12 protein-coding genes are annotated in these 16,012 nt (G+C 69.2%); 8 read left to right on the plus strand and 4 right to left on the minus strand.

Annotated features, from left to right (window positions below; genetic code table 11):
* Window positions 1-170: 170 nt before the first annotated feature.
* The 4 genes from ACZZZN_RS17820 (at window position 171) to ACZZZN_RS17835 (ending at window position 5,192) form a co-directional block, all read left to right on the plus strand.
* On the plus strand, window positions 171-890 hold the full coding sequence (locus ACZZZN_RS17820) for an L-ribulose-5-phosphate 4-epimerase (protein WP_463506468.1): 720 nt from the start codon (window positions 171-173) through the stop codon (window positions 888-890).
* Window positions 887-2,650 carry a xylulokinase gene (locus tag ACZZZN_RS17825; protein ID WP_463506469.1) on the plus strand — a complete coding sequence of 588 codons (1,764 nt, stop codon included), beginning with the start codon at window positions 887-889 and terminating at the stop codon, window positions 2,648-2,650. Before ACZZZN_RS17820 ends, ACZZZN_RS17825 begins: the two co-directional genes overlap by 4 nt.
* 89 nt (window positions 2,651-2,739) lie before the next feature.
* The gene (gene araA, locus ACZZZN_RS17830) at window positions 2,740-4,263 is read left to right on the plus strand and encodes an L-arabinose isomerase (protein WP_463506470.1); all 1,524 of its coding nucleotides are present in this window, start codon (window positions 2,740-2,742) and stop codon (window positions 4,261-4,263) included.
* Complete coding sequence (locus ACZZZN_RS17835) at window positions 4,263-5,192, plus strand: aldose 1-epimerase family protein (RefSeq protein ID WP_463506471.1); 930 nt, start codon at window positions 4,263-4,265, stop codon at window positions 5,190-5,192. Before araA ends, ACZZZN_RS17835 begins: the two co-directional genes overlap by 1 nt.
* A gap of 233 nt (window positions 5,193-5,425) precedes the next feature.
* On the opposite strand, the gene ACZZZN_RS17840 is transcribed toward ACZZZN_RS17835, so the two are convergent.
* On the minus strand, window positions 5,426-6,013 hold the full coding sequence (locus tag ACZZZN_RS17840; protein WP_056313942.1) for an antibiotic biosynthesis monooxygenase: 588 nt from the start codon (window positions 6,011-6,013) through the stop codon (window positions 5,426-5,428).
* Window positions 6,014-6,169: 156 nt separating this feature from the next.
* Between ACZZZN_RS17840 and ACZZZN_RS17845 the strand changes: the two genes are divergently transcribed.
* Window positions 6,170-7,354 carry a thiolase family protein gene (locus tag ACZZZN_RS17845; RefSeq protein WP_463506472.1) on the plus strand — a complete coding sequence of 395 codons (1,185 nt, stop codon included), beginning with the start codon at window positions 6,170-6,172 and terminating at the stop codon, window positions 7,352-7,354.
* 81 nt (window positions 7,355-7,435) lie between these two features.
* Here the strand turns inward: ACZZZN_RS17845 and ACZZZN_RS17850 are convergent, their stop codons facing one another.
* The 3 genes from ACZZZN_RS17850 to ACZZZN_RS17860 form a co-directional block, all read right to left on the minus strand.
* Window positions 7,436-8,425, minus strand: a complete 990-nt coding sequence (locus ACZZZN_RS17850; protein WP_463506473.1) for an endonuclease domain-containing protein — start codon at window positions 8,423-8,425, stop codon at window positions 7,436-7,438.
* Between the two features lie 353 nt (window positions 8,426-8,778).
* Window positions 8,779-9,744 (minus strand): aldo/keto reductase, encoded by a 966-nt coding sequence (locus tag ACZZZN_RS17855; protein WP_463506474.1) that lies wholly within the window; start codon window positions 9,742-9,744, stop codon window positions 8,779-8,781.
* Window positions 9,744-11,849: a beta-galactosidase gene (locus ACZZZN_RS17860; protein ID WP_463506475.1), complete on the minus strand. Its 2,106-nt coding sequence runs from the start codon at window positions 11,847-11,849 to the stop codon at window positions 9,744-9,746. The genes ACZZZN_RS17855 and ACZZZN_RS17860 overlap by 1 nt, the downstream gene beginning before the upstream one ends.
* A 216-nt stretch (window positions 11,850-12,065) precedes the next feature.
* On the opposite strand from ACZZZN_RS17860, the gene ACZZZN_RS17865 reads away from it, so the two are divergent.
* From ACZZZN_RS17865 to mmsB, 3 genes are all read left to right on the plus strand, one after another.
* The gene (locus tag ACZZZN_RS17865) at window positions 12,066-13,568 is read left to right on the plus strand and encodes a CoA-acylating methylmalonate-semialdehyde dehydrogenase (RefSeq protein ID WP_463506476.1); all 1,503 of its coding nucleotides are present in this window, start codon (window positions 12,066-12,068) and stop codon (window positions 13,566-13,568) included.
* Window positions 13,569-13,684: 116 nt separating this feature from the next.
* Complete coding sequence (locus tag ACZZZN_RS17870; RefSeq protein ID WP_463506477.1) at window positions 13,685-14,866, plus strand: acyl-CoA dehydrogenase family protein; 1,182 nt, start codon at window positions 13,685-13,687, stop codon at window positions 14,864-14,866.
* Window positions 14,863-15,756 (plus strand): 3-hydroxyisobutyrate dehydrogenase, encoded by an 894-nt coding sequence (mmsB, locus tag ACZZZN_RS17875; RefSeq protein WP_463506478.1) that lies wholly within the window; start codon window positions 14,863-14,865, stop codon window positions 15,754-15,756. Before ACZZZN_RS17870 ends, mmsB begins: the two co-directional genes overlap by 4 nt.
* Window positions 15,757-16,012 lie beyond the last annotated feature (256 nt).

Consider the following 16,012-nt stretch of genomic DNA (forward strand, 5'->3'; position numbering starts at 1 on the left):
TGCGACAGTGACCCCGCCCGAGGGGGAGGTGCGACAGTGACCCCGCACGCCGTGGTGACGTGGCATCGCTGAGCGGCGCGCGTGGAGCATCCGTGTCTTGACGGTCGGCAGATCCCCATGACACACTACTGTGACCGGTCACAGTGACCACCGACGACCCTGAGGTACCCGTGAGCAACGAAGCCCCCGTCTTCTCCGCCGAGATCGACGCATCCATCCAGGCGGTCCGCGAGGACGTCGCCCGTCTGCACGGCGAACTCGTTCGCTACGGCCTCATCGTCTGGACCGGCGGCAACGTCTCGGGCCGCGTGCCCGGCGCCGACCTGTTCGTGATCAAGCCCTCGGGCGTGAGCTACGACGACCTCACCCCCGAGAACATGATCCTCTGCGACCTCGACGGCGCGGTGATCCCCGGCACCCCCGGCAGCGACCGCTCGCCGTCGAGCGACACCGCAGCGCACGCCTACGTCTACCGCCACATGCCCGAGGTCGGCGGCGTCGTGCACACGCACTCGACCTTCGCCGTCGCCTGGGCCGCCCGCGGCGAGGAGATCCCCTGCGTCATCACGGCGATGGCAGACGAGTTCGGCGGCCCCGTTCCGGTCGGGCCGTTCGCGATCATCGGCGACGACTCGATCGGTCGCGGCATCGTGCAGACGCTCTCGGGCCACCGCAGTCGCGCGGTGCTCATGCAGAACCACGGCCCGTTCACCATCGGAGTCGACGCGAAGGATGCCGTGAAGGCCGCCGTCATGGTCGAAGACGTCGCTCGCACCGTGCATTACGCCCGTGAGGCCGGACCCCTGATCCCGATTCCGGAGGAGGCCATCGACAGCCTCTTCACCCGCTATCAGAACGTCTACGGACAGAACTCGGACGCCCGACGATGAGCCCTTCGACAGGCTCAGGGGCCGAGGGTTCGACAAGCTCAGGGGCCCAGGGTCCGACGGGCTCAGGGGCCCAGGGTTCGACAGGCTCAGGGACCCAGGGTTCGACAGGCTCAGGGACCCAGGGTTCGACAGGCTCAGGGGCCCAGGGTCCGACAGGCTCAGGGGCCCAGGGTCCGACGACCGCCCGTGACGACATCCTCGCCGGACGCACGAGCCTCGGCGTCGAGTTCGGCTCCACCCGCATCAAGGCCTGCCTGATCGGGGCGGACGCCACCGAGGTGCTCGCCACCGGCTCTTTCGCCTGGGAGAACCGGCTCGAAGACGGCCTCTGGACTTACGCGATCGACGAGGTCTGGGCAGGGCTCCAGGCCGCATACGCCGAGCTCGTCGCCGACGCGGAGAAGCGCCACGGCGTGCGCCCCGCGACCTTCGGAGCGATCGGCATCTCGGCCATGATGCACGGCTATCTGGCCTTCGATGCACAGGGCGAGCTGCTCGTGCCGTTCCGCACCTGGCGCAACACCAACACGGGCGCGGCCGCGACTGAGCTGACCGCCCTGCTCGGTGTGAACATCCCGCTCCGTTGGTCGATCGCGCACCTGCACCAGGCGGTGCTCGATGCCGAGGCGCACGTGCCGCAGCTCGATTTCGTCACCACCCTCGCCGGCTATGTGCACACGCGCCTGACCGGCGAACGGGTGCTCGGTGTCGGCGACGCCTCCGGCATGTTCCCGATCGACTCGGCCACCGGAGACTACGACGAGCGGATGCTGCAGGCCTACGACGCCCTCGCCGCCGACCGTCTCCCGGCGGCAGCCCGAGACCTGCTCCCCAAGGTCCTTCCCGCGGGCGCCGCCGCCGGAACGCTCACCGACGAGGGTGCGGCCCTGCTCGACCCGACCGGCACGCTGAAGCCCAGTATCCCGCTCTGCCCGGCCGAGGGCGATGCCGGCACCGGCATGGTGGCGACGAACTCGGTGTCGCCGCGCACCGGCAACGTCTCGGCGGGCACGAGCATCTTCGCGATGGTCGTGCTCGAGCATCCGCTGGCCGAGGTGCATCACGAACTCGACCTCGTGACGACTCCCGCAGGTGACGCCGTGGCGATGGTGCACTGCAACAACGGTGCGAGCGAGCTCGCGGCCTGGGCAGGACTCTTCACCCGCTTCGCCGCCGCCGCGGGCCAGCCTCTGAGCGACGACGACGTGTTCGACGCGCTCTTCCGCGAGGCTCTCGACGGAGAGGCGGATGCCGGTGGGCTGCTCGCCTACAACCACCTCGCCGGCGAGCCGATCGCCGGCCTGACCGAGGGGCGCCCGCTGTTCGTGCGCACCCCGGTCAGTGCCTTCACTCTGGCGAACTTCATGCGCTCGCAGCTCTACGGCGTCTTCGGCACGCTGGCGCTCGGCATGCAGGTGCTCACCGCCGAGGGCGTCGAACTCGACCGCATGTTCGCGCACGGTGGCATGTTCCGCACCGCCGGGGTCGCGCAGCGCTTCCTGGCCGGAGCCCTCGGCGCTCCGGTCGCGGTGGGCGAGCTCGCCTCCGAGGGCGGGGCGTGGGGCATCGCCGTGCTCGCGTCGTACCTCGCGCACGCCGAGACGGCCTCGCTGGGGGAGTACCTCGAGCGCGACGTCTTCGCCACGGCATCCCTCGCGGTCGCCGACCCCGACCCCGCCGACGTCGCCGGCTTCACCGCCTACCTCGACCGCTACCGCGCCGGCCTCGCCATCGAAGCCGCCGCGACCACCGCTCTCTGAACTCTTCCCATCGCTGAGCGCGAGAAGCGCACCACGTTTCGTCTCGGTGCTTCGCTCCTCGCTCAACGACCGAATCTGAAAGGCCTCTCATGCCCCGCACTCCGCTCACCACGTCGCTCGACGGCTACGAGGTCTGGTTCCTCACCGGCAGCCAGCACCTCTACGGCCCGGAGACGCTCGCGCAGGTCGCCGAGCAGTCGCAGGAGATCGCCCGCATCCTCGACGAGGCCGGCGAGGTCCCGGTGAAGATCGTGTGGAAGCCGGTGCTGACGGATGCCGCGGCCATCAAGCGCACAGCCCTCGAGGCCAACGCCGACGACAAGGTCATCGGTCTGATCGCGTGGATGCACACGTTCAGCCCCGCGAAGATGTGGATCGCCGGTCTCGACGCGCTGCAGAAGCCGCTCGCCCACCTGCACACGCAGGCGAACGTCGAGCTGCCGTGGGCCGACATCGACTTCGACTTCATGAACCTGAACCAGGCCGCGCACGGCGACCGCGAGTTCGGCTACATCCAGACCCGTCTCGGCGTGCCCCGCAAGACCGTCGTCGGCCACGCGAGCGACCCGCGCGTTCGCCAGGAGATCGCGACCTGGCAGCGGGCCGCCGCCGGTCTCGCGGCATCCCGCTCGCTCAAGCTCGCCCGCTTCGGCGACAACATGCGTTACGTCGCCGTCACCGAGGGTGACAAGACCGAGGCCGAGCTGCGCTTCGGAGTGCAGGTCAACACGTGGGGCGTGAACGACCTGGCGGATGCGGTCGCCACGGCATCCGACTCCGAGATCGACGCCCTCGTGGCCGAGTACGAAGAGCTGTACGAGGTCGTGCCGGAGCTGCGCCGCGGAGGCGACCGCCACCAGTCACTGCGCGACGGGGCCGCGATCGAGATCGGTCTGCGGACGTTCCTCGAGGAGGGCGGCTTCGGCGCCTTCACCACCTCGTTCGAAGACCTCGGTGCGCTGAAGCAGCTGCCGGGCCTCGCGGTGCAGCGCCTCATGGCCGAGGGCTACGGCTTCGGCGCCGAGGGCGACTGGAAGACGGCGATTCTCGTGCGCGTCGCCAACGTGATGGGCGCGGGGCTCCCCGGTGGCGCGAGCCTCATGGAGGACTACACCTACGACATGACTCCCGGCGACGAGCTGATCCTCGGGGCGCACATGCTCGAGGTCTCGCCCTCGCTCACCACCGCGAAGCCGACTCTCGAGATCCACCCGCTCGGCATCGGCGGCAAGGACGACCCGGTTCGCCTGGTCTTCACCGCCGATCCCGGTCCCGCGATCGTCGTCGCGCTCAGCGACATGCGCGACCGGTTCCGCCTCACCGCGAACGTCGTCGAGAACGTGCCGCCGCGTCAGTCGCTACCGAAGCTCCCTGTCGGCCGCGCCGTCTGGAAGCCGCAGCCCGACTTCAACACCTCCGCCGCCGCCTGGCTGACCGCGGGTGCCGCGCACCACACGGTCATGTCGACGGCCGTCGGGCTCGAGGCCTTCCGCGACTTCGCCGAGATGGCCGAGGTCGAGCTGCTCGTGATCGACGATGCGACCACGCTCCCCGAGTTCCAGAAGCAGGTCCGCTGGAACCAGGCCTACTACCGACTCGCGCAGGGGCTGTGATGACGAAAGCGGGCCGGCCGCGGTCGGGGCGCCAGCTGCGCATTGCCGGGCACGGATATGAGGCGGTCATCGCGAGCGTCGGCGCATCGCTGCGCGTGCTCACCTTCGAGGGACGCGACCTGGTCGTGCCGTTCGACGCCGACGAGGTGCGGCCGGGATATCGCGGCACCACTCTGGCGCCGTGGCCGAACCGCATCGTCGACGGCCGTTACGCGTTCGGCGGCGCCGAGCATCAACTGGCTCTGACCGAGCCCGCGCGTGGCCAGGCGCTGCACGGCCTGCTCGCCTGGGCCGAGTTCGAGGATCGTCTCGTGCTCGACGATCGCGTCGTGCTCGCGGCCGTCATCGAGCCGCAGACCGGATACCCGTTCCGCGTCGAGGTCGAGACCGAGTACCGCATCGACGCCGACGGCCTTCATCAGACCGTCACGGCGCACAACCTCGGGGCGGATGCTGCGCCCTGGGGCACCGGACCGCATCCGTATCTCGTCGCCGGCCCCGACGGCCGGGTGGATGACTGGACGCTTCTGCTGCCGGCATCCGAGGTGCTGACCGTCACCGACGACCGGCTGAGCCCCGTGGCCCTCGAGGGTGTGGCCGAGCATCCGCAGTGGGACTTCCGCGCTGCGCGCCCGATCGCCGACGTCTTCATCGACCACGCCTTCACCGGTCTCGCGCGCGAGGGCGGAGTCGCCGAGGTGCGGGTGCTGACGGATGCCGGAACCGGCGTCGCGATGACCTTCGACGAGCGCTGCCCGTGGGTTCAGGTGCACACGGCCGACAACCCCGAGATCGACGCGATCCACCGCATCGGCCTGGCGGTCGAGCCCATGACCTGCCCGCCGGATGCATTCAACTCGGGAACCGATCTCGTCGTGCTCGAACCGGGAGCTGCGCACGCGGCATCCTGGAGGATCTCCGCGGTCTGAGGCGCTGTAGCGCGATCGTTCGAGTCGCAGTTCGTGCCGTTGAAACTGCGACCGGAGTGCCGCCGCCAGTGCGGGGTCACTTTCGCACCCGAAACGTCCGATTCCGGTGCGTTTCTGACCCCGCCGGTGGCCCGAGCTCCGGTGCGGCGTCACTTTCGCACCCGAAACCCTCGATTCCGATGCGTTTCTGACCCCGCATGGCAGCGCCGGCAGACGGCGGCGGCAGGCGAGCCTCAGCGGGTGAGCCAGCGGCGCAGCGACCTCGTGACGAACGGCAGTACCCAGTAGGCCATGATCGGCGTCAGTACCGCAGTCGTCGCGAGCACCCGCAGCCAGATCGGCAGCTCGTTCCAGCCCGGGACCGGGCTCATCGCATAGGTGAAGGCGAGGTTCACCGGGAAGAATCCGAGCCAGATCGACACAGCCTGCTTCCACCGCGGGGGAGTGCTGACCATCGCGACCGTGGTCGTCGATCCGTCGGCGCGGGGCAGGGTGATGGTGTCAGTGGTCGGCTCGTCGAACCACCCCTCGATGCCGGTGCGACGCTTCACGCGCTCACTGCGCACGAACTGGTCGCCCGTCGACTTCCACCACTCCCTCTCGCCCGACTGCTCCCACGCGATCAGCGACTTCTCGTCGGTGAAGCGGTAGAGCATGTGCCAGACGTGCGAGTCCTCGCCGTCGCGCACCCAGCCGGAGCCGAGGAAGCCCGGATACCGGTGGGCGAGATTCACGCCGGTCTGCACCCAGGCGGTGGCGGCGGCCACATGCTCGGGGTCGACCTCGCGGCGGATGGAGACGGTGATGGGTTCGCTGGACATGGTGCGGTCCTCGATACAGCGGTCGGCCCGGGTCACGGGCGCCTCGACGGTGGGGGGATGCGCCGGGGTGCGGGCGCATCAACGATTGTATTTCGGATGCCGGGGGTAGCAGCCCGAATCGGCCACAGGCGAACGCGCCGGGAGAGAATGGGACGCATGAGCACGCGCAGCGAAGCCGTCCTGATCGATGTCGTCCGCACCCCGGTCGGGCGGGGCAAGCCGGGTGGAGCCCTGTCCGGGGTGCATCCGGTCGATCTCGCGGCCGGCGCGCTCGCCGCGATCCTCGAGCGCAGCGGGCTCGACTCGCGCCAGATCGACGACGTGCTGCTCGGCTGCGTGAGCCAGGTCGGCGACCAGTCGTCGAACATCGCCCGGCAGGCCGTGCTCGCTGCGGGCTTCGACGAGTCGATTCCCGGGGCCACGATCGACCGGCAGTGCGGGTCGAGCCAGCAGGCTGTGCACTTCGCTGCGCAGGGGATCATCGCCGGCGCGTACGACGCGGTCATCGTCGGCGGCGTCGAGTCGATGAGCCGGGTGCCGCTGGGGTCGTCCGCCTCGGGCGGAAGCCCGATGTCGCCTCGACTGCGCGAGCGCTACCCCGACGGGCTCGTGAACCAGGGGGTCTCGGCCGAGCTGATCGCGCAGCGCTGGGACCTCGATCGTGCCGCCCTCGACGCCTACGCCGCCGAGTCGCACCGCCGCGCCGCTGCCGCGTGGGCTGAGGGGTTCTTCGACCGCACGATCATCCCGGTCGCGGAGGCCCCGGATGCCGTGACCGATGAGACCGTCCGCGCCGGCACGACGGCCGAGGGGCTGGCGGGTCTGAACCCCGCGTTCCGCACGGATGCGCTCGCCGTGCGCTTCCCCGAGGTCGACTGGCGGATCACTCCCGGAAACTCCTCGCCACTCACCGACGGAGCATCCGCAGCCCTGCTGATGAGCGCCGAGCGCGCCGAAGCCCTCGGGCTCACGCCGCGCGCGCGATTCCACGCGTTCACGGTGGTCGGAGACGACCCGCTCATGATGCTCACGGGCCCGATCCCTGCGACGCGTCGCATCCTCGAGCGCACCGGCCTCACGATCGACGACCTCGATGCCTACGAGGTCAACGAGGCCTTCGCGTCGGTGCCGCTCGCCTGGGCGGCCGAGGTCGGGGCGGATGCTGAGAGGCTCAACCCGCGCGGAGGGGCGATCGCGCTCGGGCACGCCCTCGGCTCGTCGGGCACGCGTCTGCTCGGGACTCTCGTCGACCAGCTCGAGGCTGTCGGCGGACGCTTCGGCCTGCAGACCATGTGTGAGGGCGGCGGCATGGCGAACGCGACGATCATCGAGCGGCTGTAGCCCCGGCATCCGGCCTTTCGAATCGCGCACTTTGCAGAAACGGCGTCTGGAAAACTGCAAAGTAAGCGATTCGAAGGGGGGTCAGGCGCCGAGAGCTGCCGATACGCGCCGCACGAGCTCCGTCCGCCGGTGCAGAAGCGGTGAGGTGACCTCGATGACGACCCACCCCGCGGCGCGGAGACGCGCGAGCCGCTCGACATCGGCCGCCCAGCGTTCCCCATGCAGCATGCCGAGGTACTCGACGATGACACGTGCTTCCCGGTAGACCATGTCGACGCATCCGAGGAAGCGCCCACCCTCGTCGTAGAGATCGACGTTGAGCTCCGGCTCCGGCAGCCCGCCGGCGACCAGGATGCAACGCACCTGCGTCTCGCGAGGAGACCAGGAGTCCTCCCGGACCAGTTCGAGGGCATCTCTGAGACGTGCTGCTCCGCGCCGTCGCCCTGCGTCCAGCATCCTCCGCAGACCCTCGCGCGTTGAGAGCGGTGTGCGCCCGGGCGTCGGTCTGCCCCGTCCGTCACGCCAGACGCGACACATGTGATCCCCGATCGCGACGATGTCGAACAGCGGAAGTCCTCCGAGCGATGCCCAGGTCGCGGCGGGCGAGGTGACGCGCAGGCCGTCGTGCATGGTGATCTCCGTCATGCTCGCCAGTGTCCGATGGCCGACGATGCCGGTCGCACGGGGGAAGGGTGTGTGGCCGGCGGCGCTGACGTGCAGGTGGAGGTCGCTGTACGGGGTGACCGTGTCGTCCTCGGTGAATTCGAGAGGCAGCGGTGCGCCCCAGACGGACGCAGCCGTGTGATGGCTGAAGAAATGACCGGTGTGCAGTCGCGGCGCGTAGGAGTGTGCGCGGTGTACCCGCGCGCGGCGCTGCCGTTCATACGGATCCTCGACATCGTCGAACATCGGCACGCTGCCGGCGGGCGCGCGCACGCCGAAGAACGGTGCCTCGAGGTCGACACCACGCAGGCGACTGCGGCTCACGCCGTGCAACCGTGCGATGTGCACCGAGAACCCGGTGTCGCGGAACTCGTCAGGAAGTTCGTCTCGCGGCGTCATGGTCGACACGGTGGCATGCTGCGGCGCTCGACGGATGCCGTTGTCCACAACCCCGGCCGTTCCCACTGACTTCGAATCGCGCACTTTGCAGAAACAACCAGCCGAGATCTGCCAAGTGAGCGATTCAAAAGGCCGCCGCGGGAAGCACGATTCGGAACGCGCACAGAGAAGACCCCCGCCGACCCGATTCGGCGGGGGTCTTTCGCGGTGTGTCACCGCAACGGGAGCAGACGCTCACCGTGGTGCGCGGATGACGTGACTACCCGATCCGGTCTGAGTCTGTGTCCGCGCATCTGCATTTGTAGTCGGTCGACGTGTACGAACGGTGAACGACCGGCGAACACGCGGCCGGATCGCGCGTCCTACCAGGCGTACGCTTCGGGCGCTGTGCCGCCGGGGCCCGGCCAGATGCGGTCGAGCTCGGCGAGCGTGTCGGCATCGAGCACCACGTCGAGCGCCTCGACGGCCGAGTCGAGCTGATCGATCGTCCGGGGGCCGATCACCGGGGCGGTCACCGCCGGCTGGTGCAGCAACCAGGCGATCGCGACGACACCGGGGCGGATGCCGAGCTCGGCGCAGAACTCCTCGTAGCGTTCGATCGCCGGGCGTCGGTCTCCGAGCGCGTCGAGGCTCGACCGCGAGCGATCGGTCTTCTGCAGCACGCCGCCGAGCTGCCCGCTGGCGAGCGGCGACCAGGGCAGCAGCCCCATGCCGTACTGCTCCGCGGCGGGCACGACCTCGAGCTCGACCGTGCGCTCGGTGAGGTTGTACAGCGACTGCTCGGTCACCGGGGCCGGATAGCCGGATGCCGCGGCGATCTCGTGCACGCGCGCCAGGTGCCACCCGGCGAAGTTCGAGCTGCCGAGATAGGTGATCTTGCCCTGCTCGCGCAGCGTCGCGAAGGCGCTGAGCGTCTCGTCGATCGGCACCTCACGGTCGATGTGGTGCATCTGGTAGAGGTCGATCCGGTCGGTGCCGAGGCGACGCAGCGAGGCATCCACCGACGCGCGGATGTGCACCGCCGACAGTCCGCGATCGTTCGACCGAGGGCCCATCACGCCGAAGACCTTGGTCGCGACGACCAGGTCGTCGCGGTTGCCGCGGTCCTTCATCCAGCGTCCGAGGATCTCCTCCGACTGTCCGGGGTGGTCACCCCACCGTCCGCCGCCGTAGACGTCGGCGGTGTCGATGAAGTCGATACCCGCCTCGACCGCGCGATCCAGGATGGCGCGCGAGGCCTCCTCATCGATCACGGGGCCGAAGTTCATCGTGCCGAGGGCCAGACGGCTCACTCGGGCGCCTGCTCGTCCGAGACGTGTGTACTGCATCAGCTGTTCTCCTTCTGCGAGTCCTGCGAGCCCTGCGAATCCTGTGAATCCTGCGAGTCCTGCGAGTCCTGCGAGTCCTGCGAAGCGCGCGTGTCGACGAACGCCCATCCGAACGCGCCGAGCTCGCGACGAGCGACCGTCGACCCGGTCAGCAGATCCACCCCGGGCACATCCACCGCGAACGGTTCCGCGCTGTGGTTGATGACGGTGAGTATGCCACCTCGACGTGCGATCTCGACGTGCTCGGGCAGCCCGTCGATCTCGGCGGTCACTCCGGCCTCGGTGGCCAGCCAGCGCAGCACCGCGAGCATCCCGTCGTCGTCCGGGATCGTTCCGAGGTAGTACCCGTGCCCTTCGCCGAAGGCCTTGCGCGTGAACGCGGCGCGACCCTCGGTGCGGCCCTCGGTGAAGCGGCCGAGCACCTCGGCATCCTGCACCAGCAGCTCCTCGGCGAAGTACTGTCCGACGATGCGTCCGGCCGGGCCGTCGAGCGGAGCCTCCGACTGGCCTGGCCCGTCGGGCACCGCGTGGCTCGCGACCTCGCCGGCCGAGTCGGCCGACCGCACGGACTCGGGGGCGACGAGCGCTCCGAAGTCCTCGAGCGCCACGCCGAGCGCGTCACGCAGCGAGACGATGAACCCGCCGTCGCGGAAGGCATCGTCCTGGTCGACGACATCGCTGAATGCGGACACGAACAGGTTGCCGCCCTGGCGCACGTAAGCGGTCAGGTTCGCCGCGCCCTCGTCGCTGAGCAGATACTGCTGCGGTGCCACGACGAGCGAGTATCCGCTGAGGTCGCTGGTCGTGTTGACGATGTCGACGGCGAGGTTCTGGCGGTGCAGCGCCGCGTGCCAGCGGTGCGAGAGCGTGAGGTAGTCGAGCACGATCGGGTGGTCGCGCCCGTCGATGGCCCACCAGTTCTCCCAGTCGAACACGAGCGCGATCTTCGCCCCCGAGGTGACATCCGGCAGGTCAGGAAGCTGGGCGAGCTGCCCGCCGAGTTCTGTGACCTCGCGCCAGGTGCGCGTCTCGAGCCCTGCCTGCGGAACCATCGCCGAGTGGAACTTCTCGCTGCCGCGGCGCGACTGGCGCCACTGGAAGAACATGATGCCGTCGGCGCCGCGGCCGACCGCCTGGGCGCTGATCGCCGCCATCTGACCCGGTGCCTTCGGTGCGTTGGTCGGTCGCCAGTTCAGCGCGTTCGTCGACTGCTCCGTGAGGATCCACGGCACACCGGGCTTGAGGCCGCGCATCAGCTCGCGGGCGAACGCCGCTCCGCGGAACGACTCCGGGTCGTTGGGATCGGGGTAGTTGTCGTCGCTGATCACGTCGACCTCGGCCGCCCACTTCCAGTAGTCGGCCGGCGGGAACGGACCCATGAAGTTCGTGGTGATCGGCTGGGTCGCGCCGGAGGCGCGGATGATGTCGCGCTCCATGACGTACAGCTCGAGCAGAGTGTCCGAGGTGAAGCGTTTGAAGTCGAGCACGCTCGTCGGGTTGATGCTGTACGGCGCCTTGCGCGGCGGCACGATCTGCTCGAACGCGGTGTAGCGCTGCGACCAGAAATCGGTGCCCCACGCGTGGTTGAGGGCGTCGATGGTCGAATACTTGCGCTCGAGCCACACGCGGAAGGCATCGCGCGCCGCATCGGAGTAGTCGTAGTGCAGGTGGCATCCGTACTCATTGTTGACGTGCCACAGCACGACTGCCGGATGCTGCGCGTAGCGCTCCGCGAGGGCCGTGACGAGCTCGGACGCGAGGCGGCGATAGACGGGAGACGCGGGGGAGTACGCCTGGCGGCTGCCCGGCCAGAACGTCGAACCGTCGGCATCCTGCGGCAGCATCTCGGGATACGCGGCGGAGGCCCACGGGGGAGGGGATGCGGTCGCGGTGGCGAGGTCGACTTGGATGCCGCCCTCGTGCAGCAGCCCGATGATCTCGTCGAGCCACTCCCAGTCGAACTCGCCCTCGGCCGGCTGGATGCGCGACCACGAGAAGATGCCGAGGCTGACGAGCGTCACGCCCGCCTCGCGCATGAGTCTGACGTCTTCGGGCCACACTTCTCGTGGCCACTGCTCGGGGTTGTAGTCGGCGCCGTAGTGCATGGTTCTCCTGGTTCGGTGGTCGATGTCCACTTCTTCGACCCTAGCCGGGAAGCGCTTTCCCTCCCACCCCCTCCTTCGAATCGCGCACTTAGCAAGAGAAGCGCCCTCAGAACTGCACAGTGCGCGATTCGAAAGTGCACGGACGCCCTAGTAAATTACCGGATGCCGAAGTACCATCGTCATAGTGCCAACGACGGCGCGAAGGGACACCGCACAATGACTCGTACCATTCCCCATTTCGTAGGCGGAAAGCACCTCACCCCTGAGGGTGGCCGCTTCGCCGACGTGTTCGATCCGAGCACCGGATCGGTGCAGGCGCAGGTGCCGCTGGCCTCCGCCGACGAGGTCGCCGCGGTGATCGCTAATTCCGAGGCCGCGCAGATCGACTGGGCGGCGACCAATCCGCAGAAGCGCGCACGGGTGCTGCTGCGTTTTCTCGATCTGGTGCAGCGCGAGATGCAGTCTCTCGCCGAGCTTCTCGCGAGCGAGCACGGCAAGACCGTCGACGATGCGAAGGGCGACATCCAGCGCGGACTCGAGGTCATCGAGTTCGCAGCCGGCGCCCCGCACCTGCTCAAGGGCGAGTATTCGACGGGTGCCGGCGCCGGGATCGATGTCTACTCGATGCGTCAGCCGCTCGGAGTCGTCGCGGCGATCACTCCGTTCAACTTCCCCGCCATGATCCCGCTGTGGAAAGCGGGCCCCGCCCTCGCCGCCGGCAACGCCGTTGTGCTCAAGCCGAGCGAGCGCGACCCCTCGGTGCCCGTGCGCATCGCCGAGCTGTTCCTCGAGGCAGGCCTCCCCGCGGGCGTCCTCAACGTCGTGCACGGAGACAAAGAGGCGGTCGACGCGCTGCTGACAGACGATCGCATCCGCGCCGTCGGGTTCGTCGGCTCGACCCCGATCGCCGAGTACATCTATTCGACGGCCGCCGCCCACGGCAAGCGCGCGCAGTGCTTCGGCGGCGCCAAGAACCACATGATCGTGATGCCCGACGCCGACCTCGATCAGGCCGTCGACGCGCTCATCGGCTCGGGCTACGGCTCGGCGGGCGAGCGATGCATGGCGATCTCGGTCGCGGTGCCGGTCGGTCAGGAGACGGCGGATGCTCTCGCCGCCAAGCTCACCGAGCGCGTGGCGCAGCTGCGCATCGGCCCCTCACTCGCGGCCGACGTCGACTACGGGCCGCTCGTCACGCGCGCGGCGGTGGAGCGCGTCGAGGGCTACATCCAGCAGGGCATCGACGAGGGAGCGACTCTCCTCGCCGACGGGCGCGGGTTCTCGGTGCCGGGGCACGAGCAGGGGTTCTACCTCGGACCGACACTGTTCGACCACGTCACCACCGACATGGCGATCTACCGCGAGGAGATCTTCGGACCGGTGCTCGTGATCGCCCGCGCCGCCGACTATGAGGAGGCGCTACGTATGGCCTCCGAGCACGAGTACGGCAACGGCGTCGCGATCTTCACGCGCGACGGCGATGCGGCCCGCGACTTCGCCGCCCGCGTCGAGGTGGGGATGGTGGGAGTGAACGTGCCGATCCCGGTGCCGATCGCGTATTACACGTTCGGCGGCTGGAAGCGCAGTGGTTTCGGCGACCTGAACCAGCACGGCGCAGACGCGTTCCGCTTCTACACGAAGACCAAGACGGTCACGAGCCGCTGGCCGTCCGCCGGCATCCGCGAGGGAGCCAGCTTCGTGATCCCCACCATGCACTGACCTCCCGTAGCCCCGGTCGTTGAGCGAGGACGGCGAAGGCGACCGAGACCCCCGGTCGTTGAGCGAGGACGGCGAAGCCGACCGAGACGAAACGCAACACCCCACAAGGAATCGACATGACCATGGCCACCACCACCACCACCGCCGAAGAGCGCGAGGCCATCCTCGACGCCGTCCGGGAGTTCGCCGACACCGAGCTCGCCCCGTTCGCCGCCGAGCGCGACGAGAAGCACATCTTCCCGCGTGAATCCCTGGGCAAGGCGGGCGAGCTCGGCCTCGGCGGCATCTACGTGCGCGAGGAGTTCGGCGGCACGGGTCTCAGCCGCTCCGACACGGTCGCGATCTTCGAAGAGCTCGCCAAAGGCGACCCCGCCGTCGCCGCCTATATCTCGATCCACAACATGGTGGTCTGGATGATCGACACCTACGGCGACGACGCGCAGCGCGGCCGGTGGCTGCCCGATCTCACCGCCATGCAGGAGTTCGGCGGCTACTGCCTCACCGAGCCGGGAGTCGGATCCGACGCCGCGAACGTCGCGACGAGCGCGGTCCGAGACGGAGACGACTACCTGCTCACCGGCGTCAAGCAGTTCATCTCGGGTGCCGGTGAGGCCGCCGTCTACGTGGTGATGGCTCGCACGGGCGAGCCGGGTGCCCGCGGCATCAGCGCCTTCCTCGTCCCGGGTGACGCCGACGGGCTCAGTTTCGGCGCCCCCGAGAAGAAGATGGGCTGGCATGCGCAGCCCACCAGGCAGGTCATCCTCGACGGCGTCCGCATCCCGGCATCCGGAATGCTGGGGGATGAGGGCCGGGGCTTCGCGATCGCGATGTCGGCGCTCAACGGCGGTCGCCTCAACATCGCCGCCTGCTCGCTGGGCGGCGCCCAGTGGGCACTCGACCGTGCGGTGCAGTACGTGCACGAGCGCGTGGCGTTCGGTGAGCCCCTCGCCGAGAAGCAGTCGATCCTCTTCGCGATCGCCGATATGCGCACCGACCTGCAGGCCGCGCGTCTCATGGTCCGGGACGGCGCGCTGGCGGTCGACGACCATGCTCCGGATGCCACGATGCGGTGCGCGATGGCCAAGCGCTTCGCGACGGATGCCGGCTTCGACGTCGCCAACCGCGCGCTGCAGCTGCACGGCGGCTACGGATATCTGCAGGACTACGGCATCGAGAGGGTCGTCCGTGACCTCCGGGTGCACCAGATCCTCGAGGGCACGAACGAGATCATGCGCCTGATCGTCGGTCGCGAGATGCTGCGTCCGGCAGGCTCGGCCTCGATGCGGAGCGCATCATGACCGCTATCGCGTTCCTCGGCCTCGGCCACATGGGGCTGCCGATGGCGAAGAATCTGGTCGCCGCCGGGCACGAGGTGCACGGCTTCGATCTGGTGCCCGCGGCGATCGAGGCGGCGTTGGCCGCCGGAATCCCGGTCGCTGCGAGCGGGGCGGATGCCGTCGCCGACGCCGACGTCGTCATCACGATGTTCCCCGCGGGCAGGCACGTGATCGAGGCGTACCGTACCGAGCTGCTCGCCGCCGCGCGTGCGGACACCCTGTTCATCGAGTCGTCCACGATCGCGGTCGACGAGGCCCGCGCGGCCCACGCCCTCGCCCTCGCCGCGGGGCACCGCAACATCGATGCTCCGGTCTCGGGCGGAGTCGTCGGCGCCGAGAACGGCACCCTCGCCTTCATGGTGGGTGGATCGGAGGAAGACTTCGCTGCGGCGCTTCCCGTACTCGAGGTGATGGGAAAGCGCATCGTGCACTGCGGCGGCCCCGGCCTCGGGCAGGCCGCGAAGGTCTGCAACAACATGGTGCTGGCGGTGTCGCAGATCGCCGTCGCCGAGGCGTTCGTGCTCGGTGAACGGCTCGGACTCGAACATCAGGCGCTGTACGACGTCGTGTCGCAGGCATCCGGTCAGTGCTGGTCGATCACGACCAACTGCCCCGTGCCGGGTCCTGTGCCCACGAGCCCGGCGAACCGCGACTACCAGCCGGGCTTCGCCGGCGCTCTGATGGCCAAGGACCTCGGCCTCGCGCTGCAGGCGATCGAGCAGACTTCGACCGACGCGAAGATGGGGCGCCTCGCGCAGCAGCTCTACGCAGCCTTCGCCGCGGGCGAGGGGGCATCGCGCGACTTCTCGGGCATCATCACCGACATCCGCGATGCACCCTCCGCTCGTTGAGCGAGCACGGCGGAGCCGAGCGAGACGAAACGTGCCACGATGCGAGGGCGGCTCAGCACGTTTCGTCTCAGGCGACTTCGTCGTCTTCGCTCAACGACCGGGGGTCCGCGGAGCGCCCGAGACGAAACGCGGCGACCACCCGCGTTCCCCGGTCGTTGAGCGAGCACGGCGGAGCCGAGCGAGACGAAACGCGCCACGATGCGAGGGCGGCTCAGCACGTTTCGTCTCAGGCGACTTCGTCGTCTTCGCTCAACGA

Source organism: Microbacterium sp. AC145 (assembly GCF_979258505.1).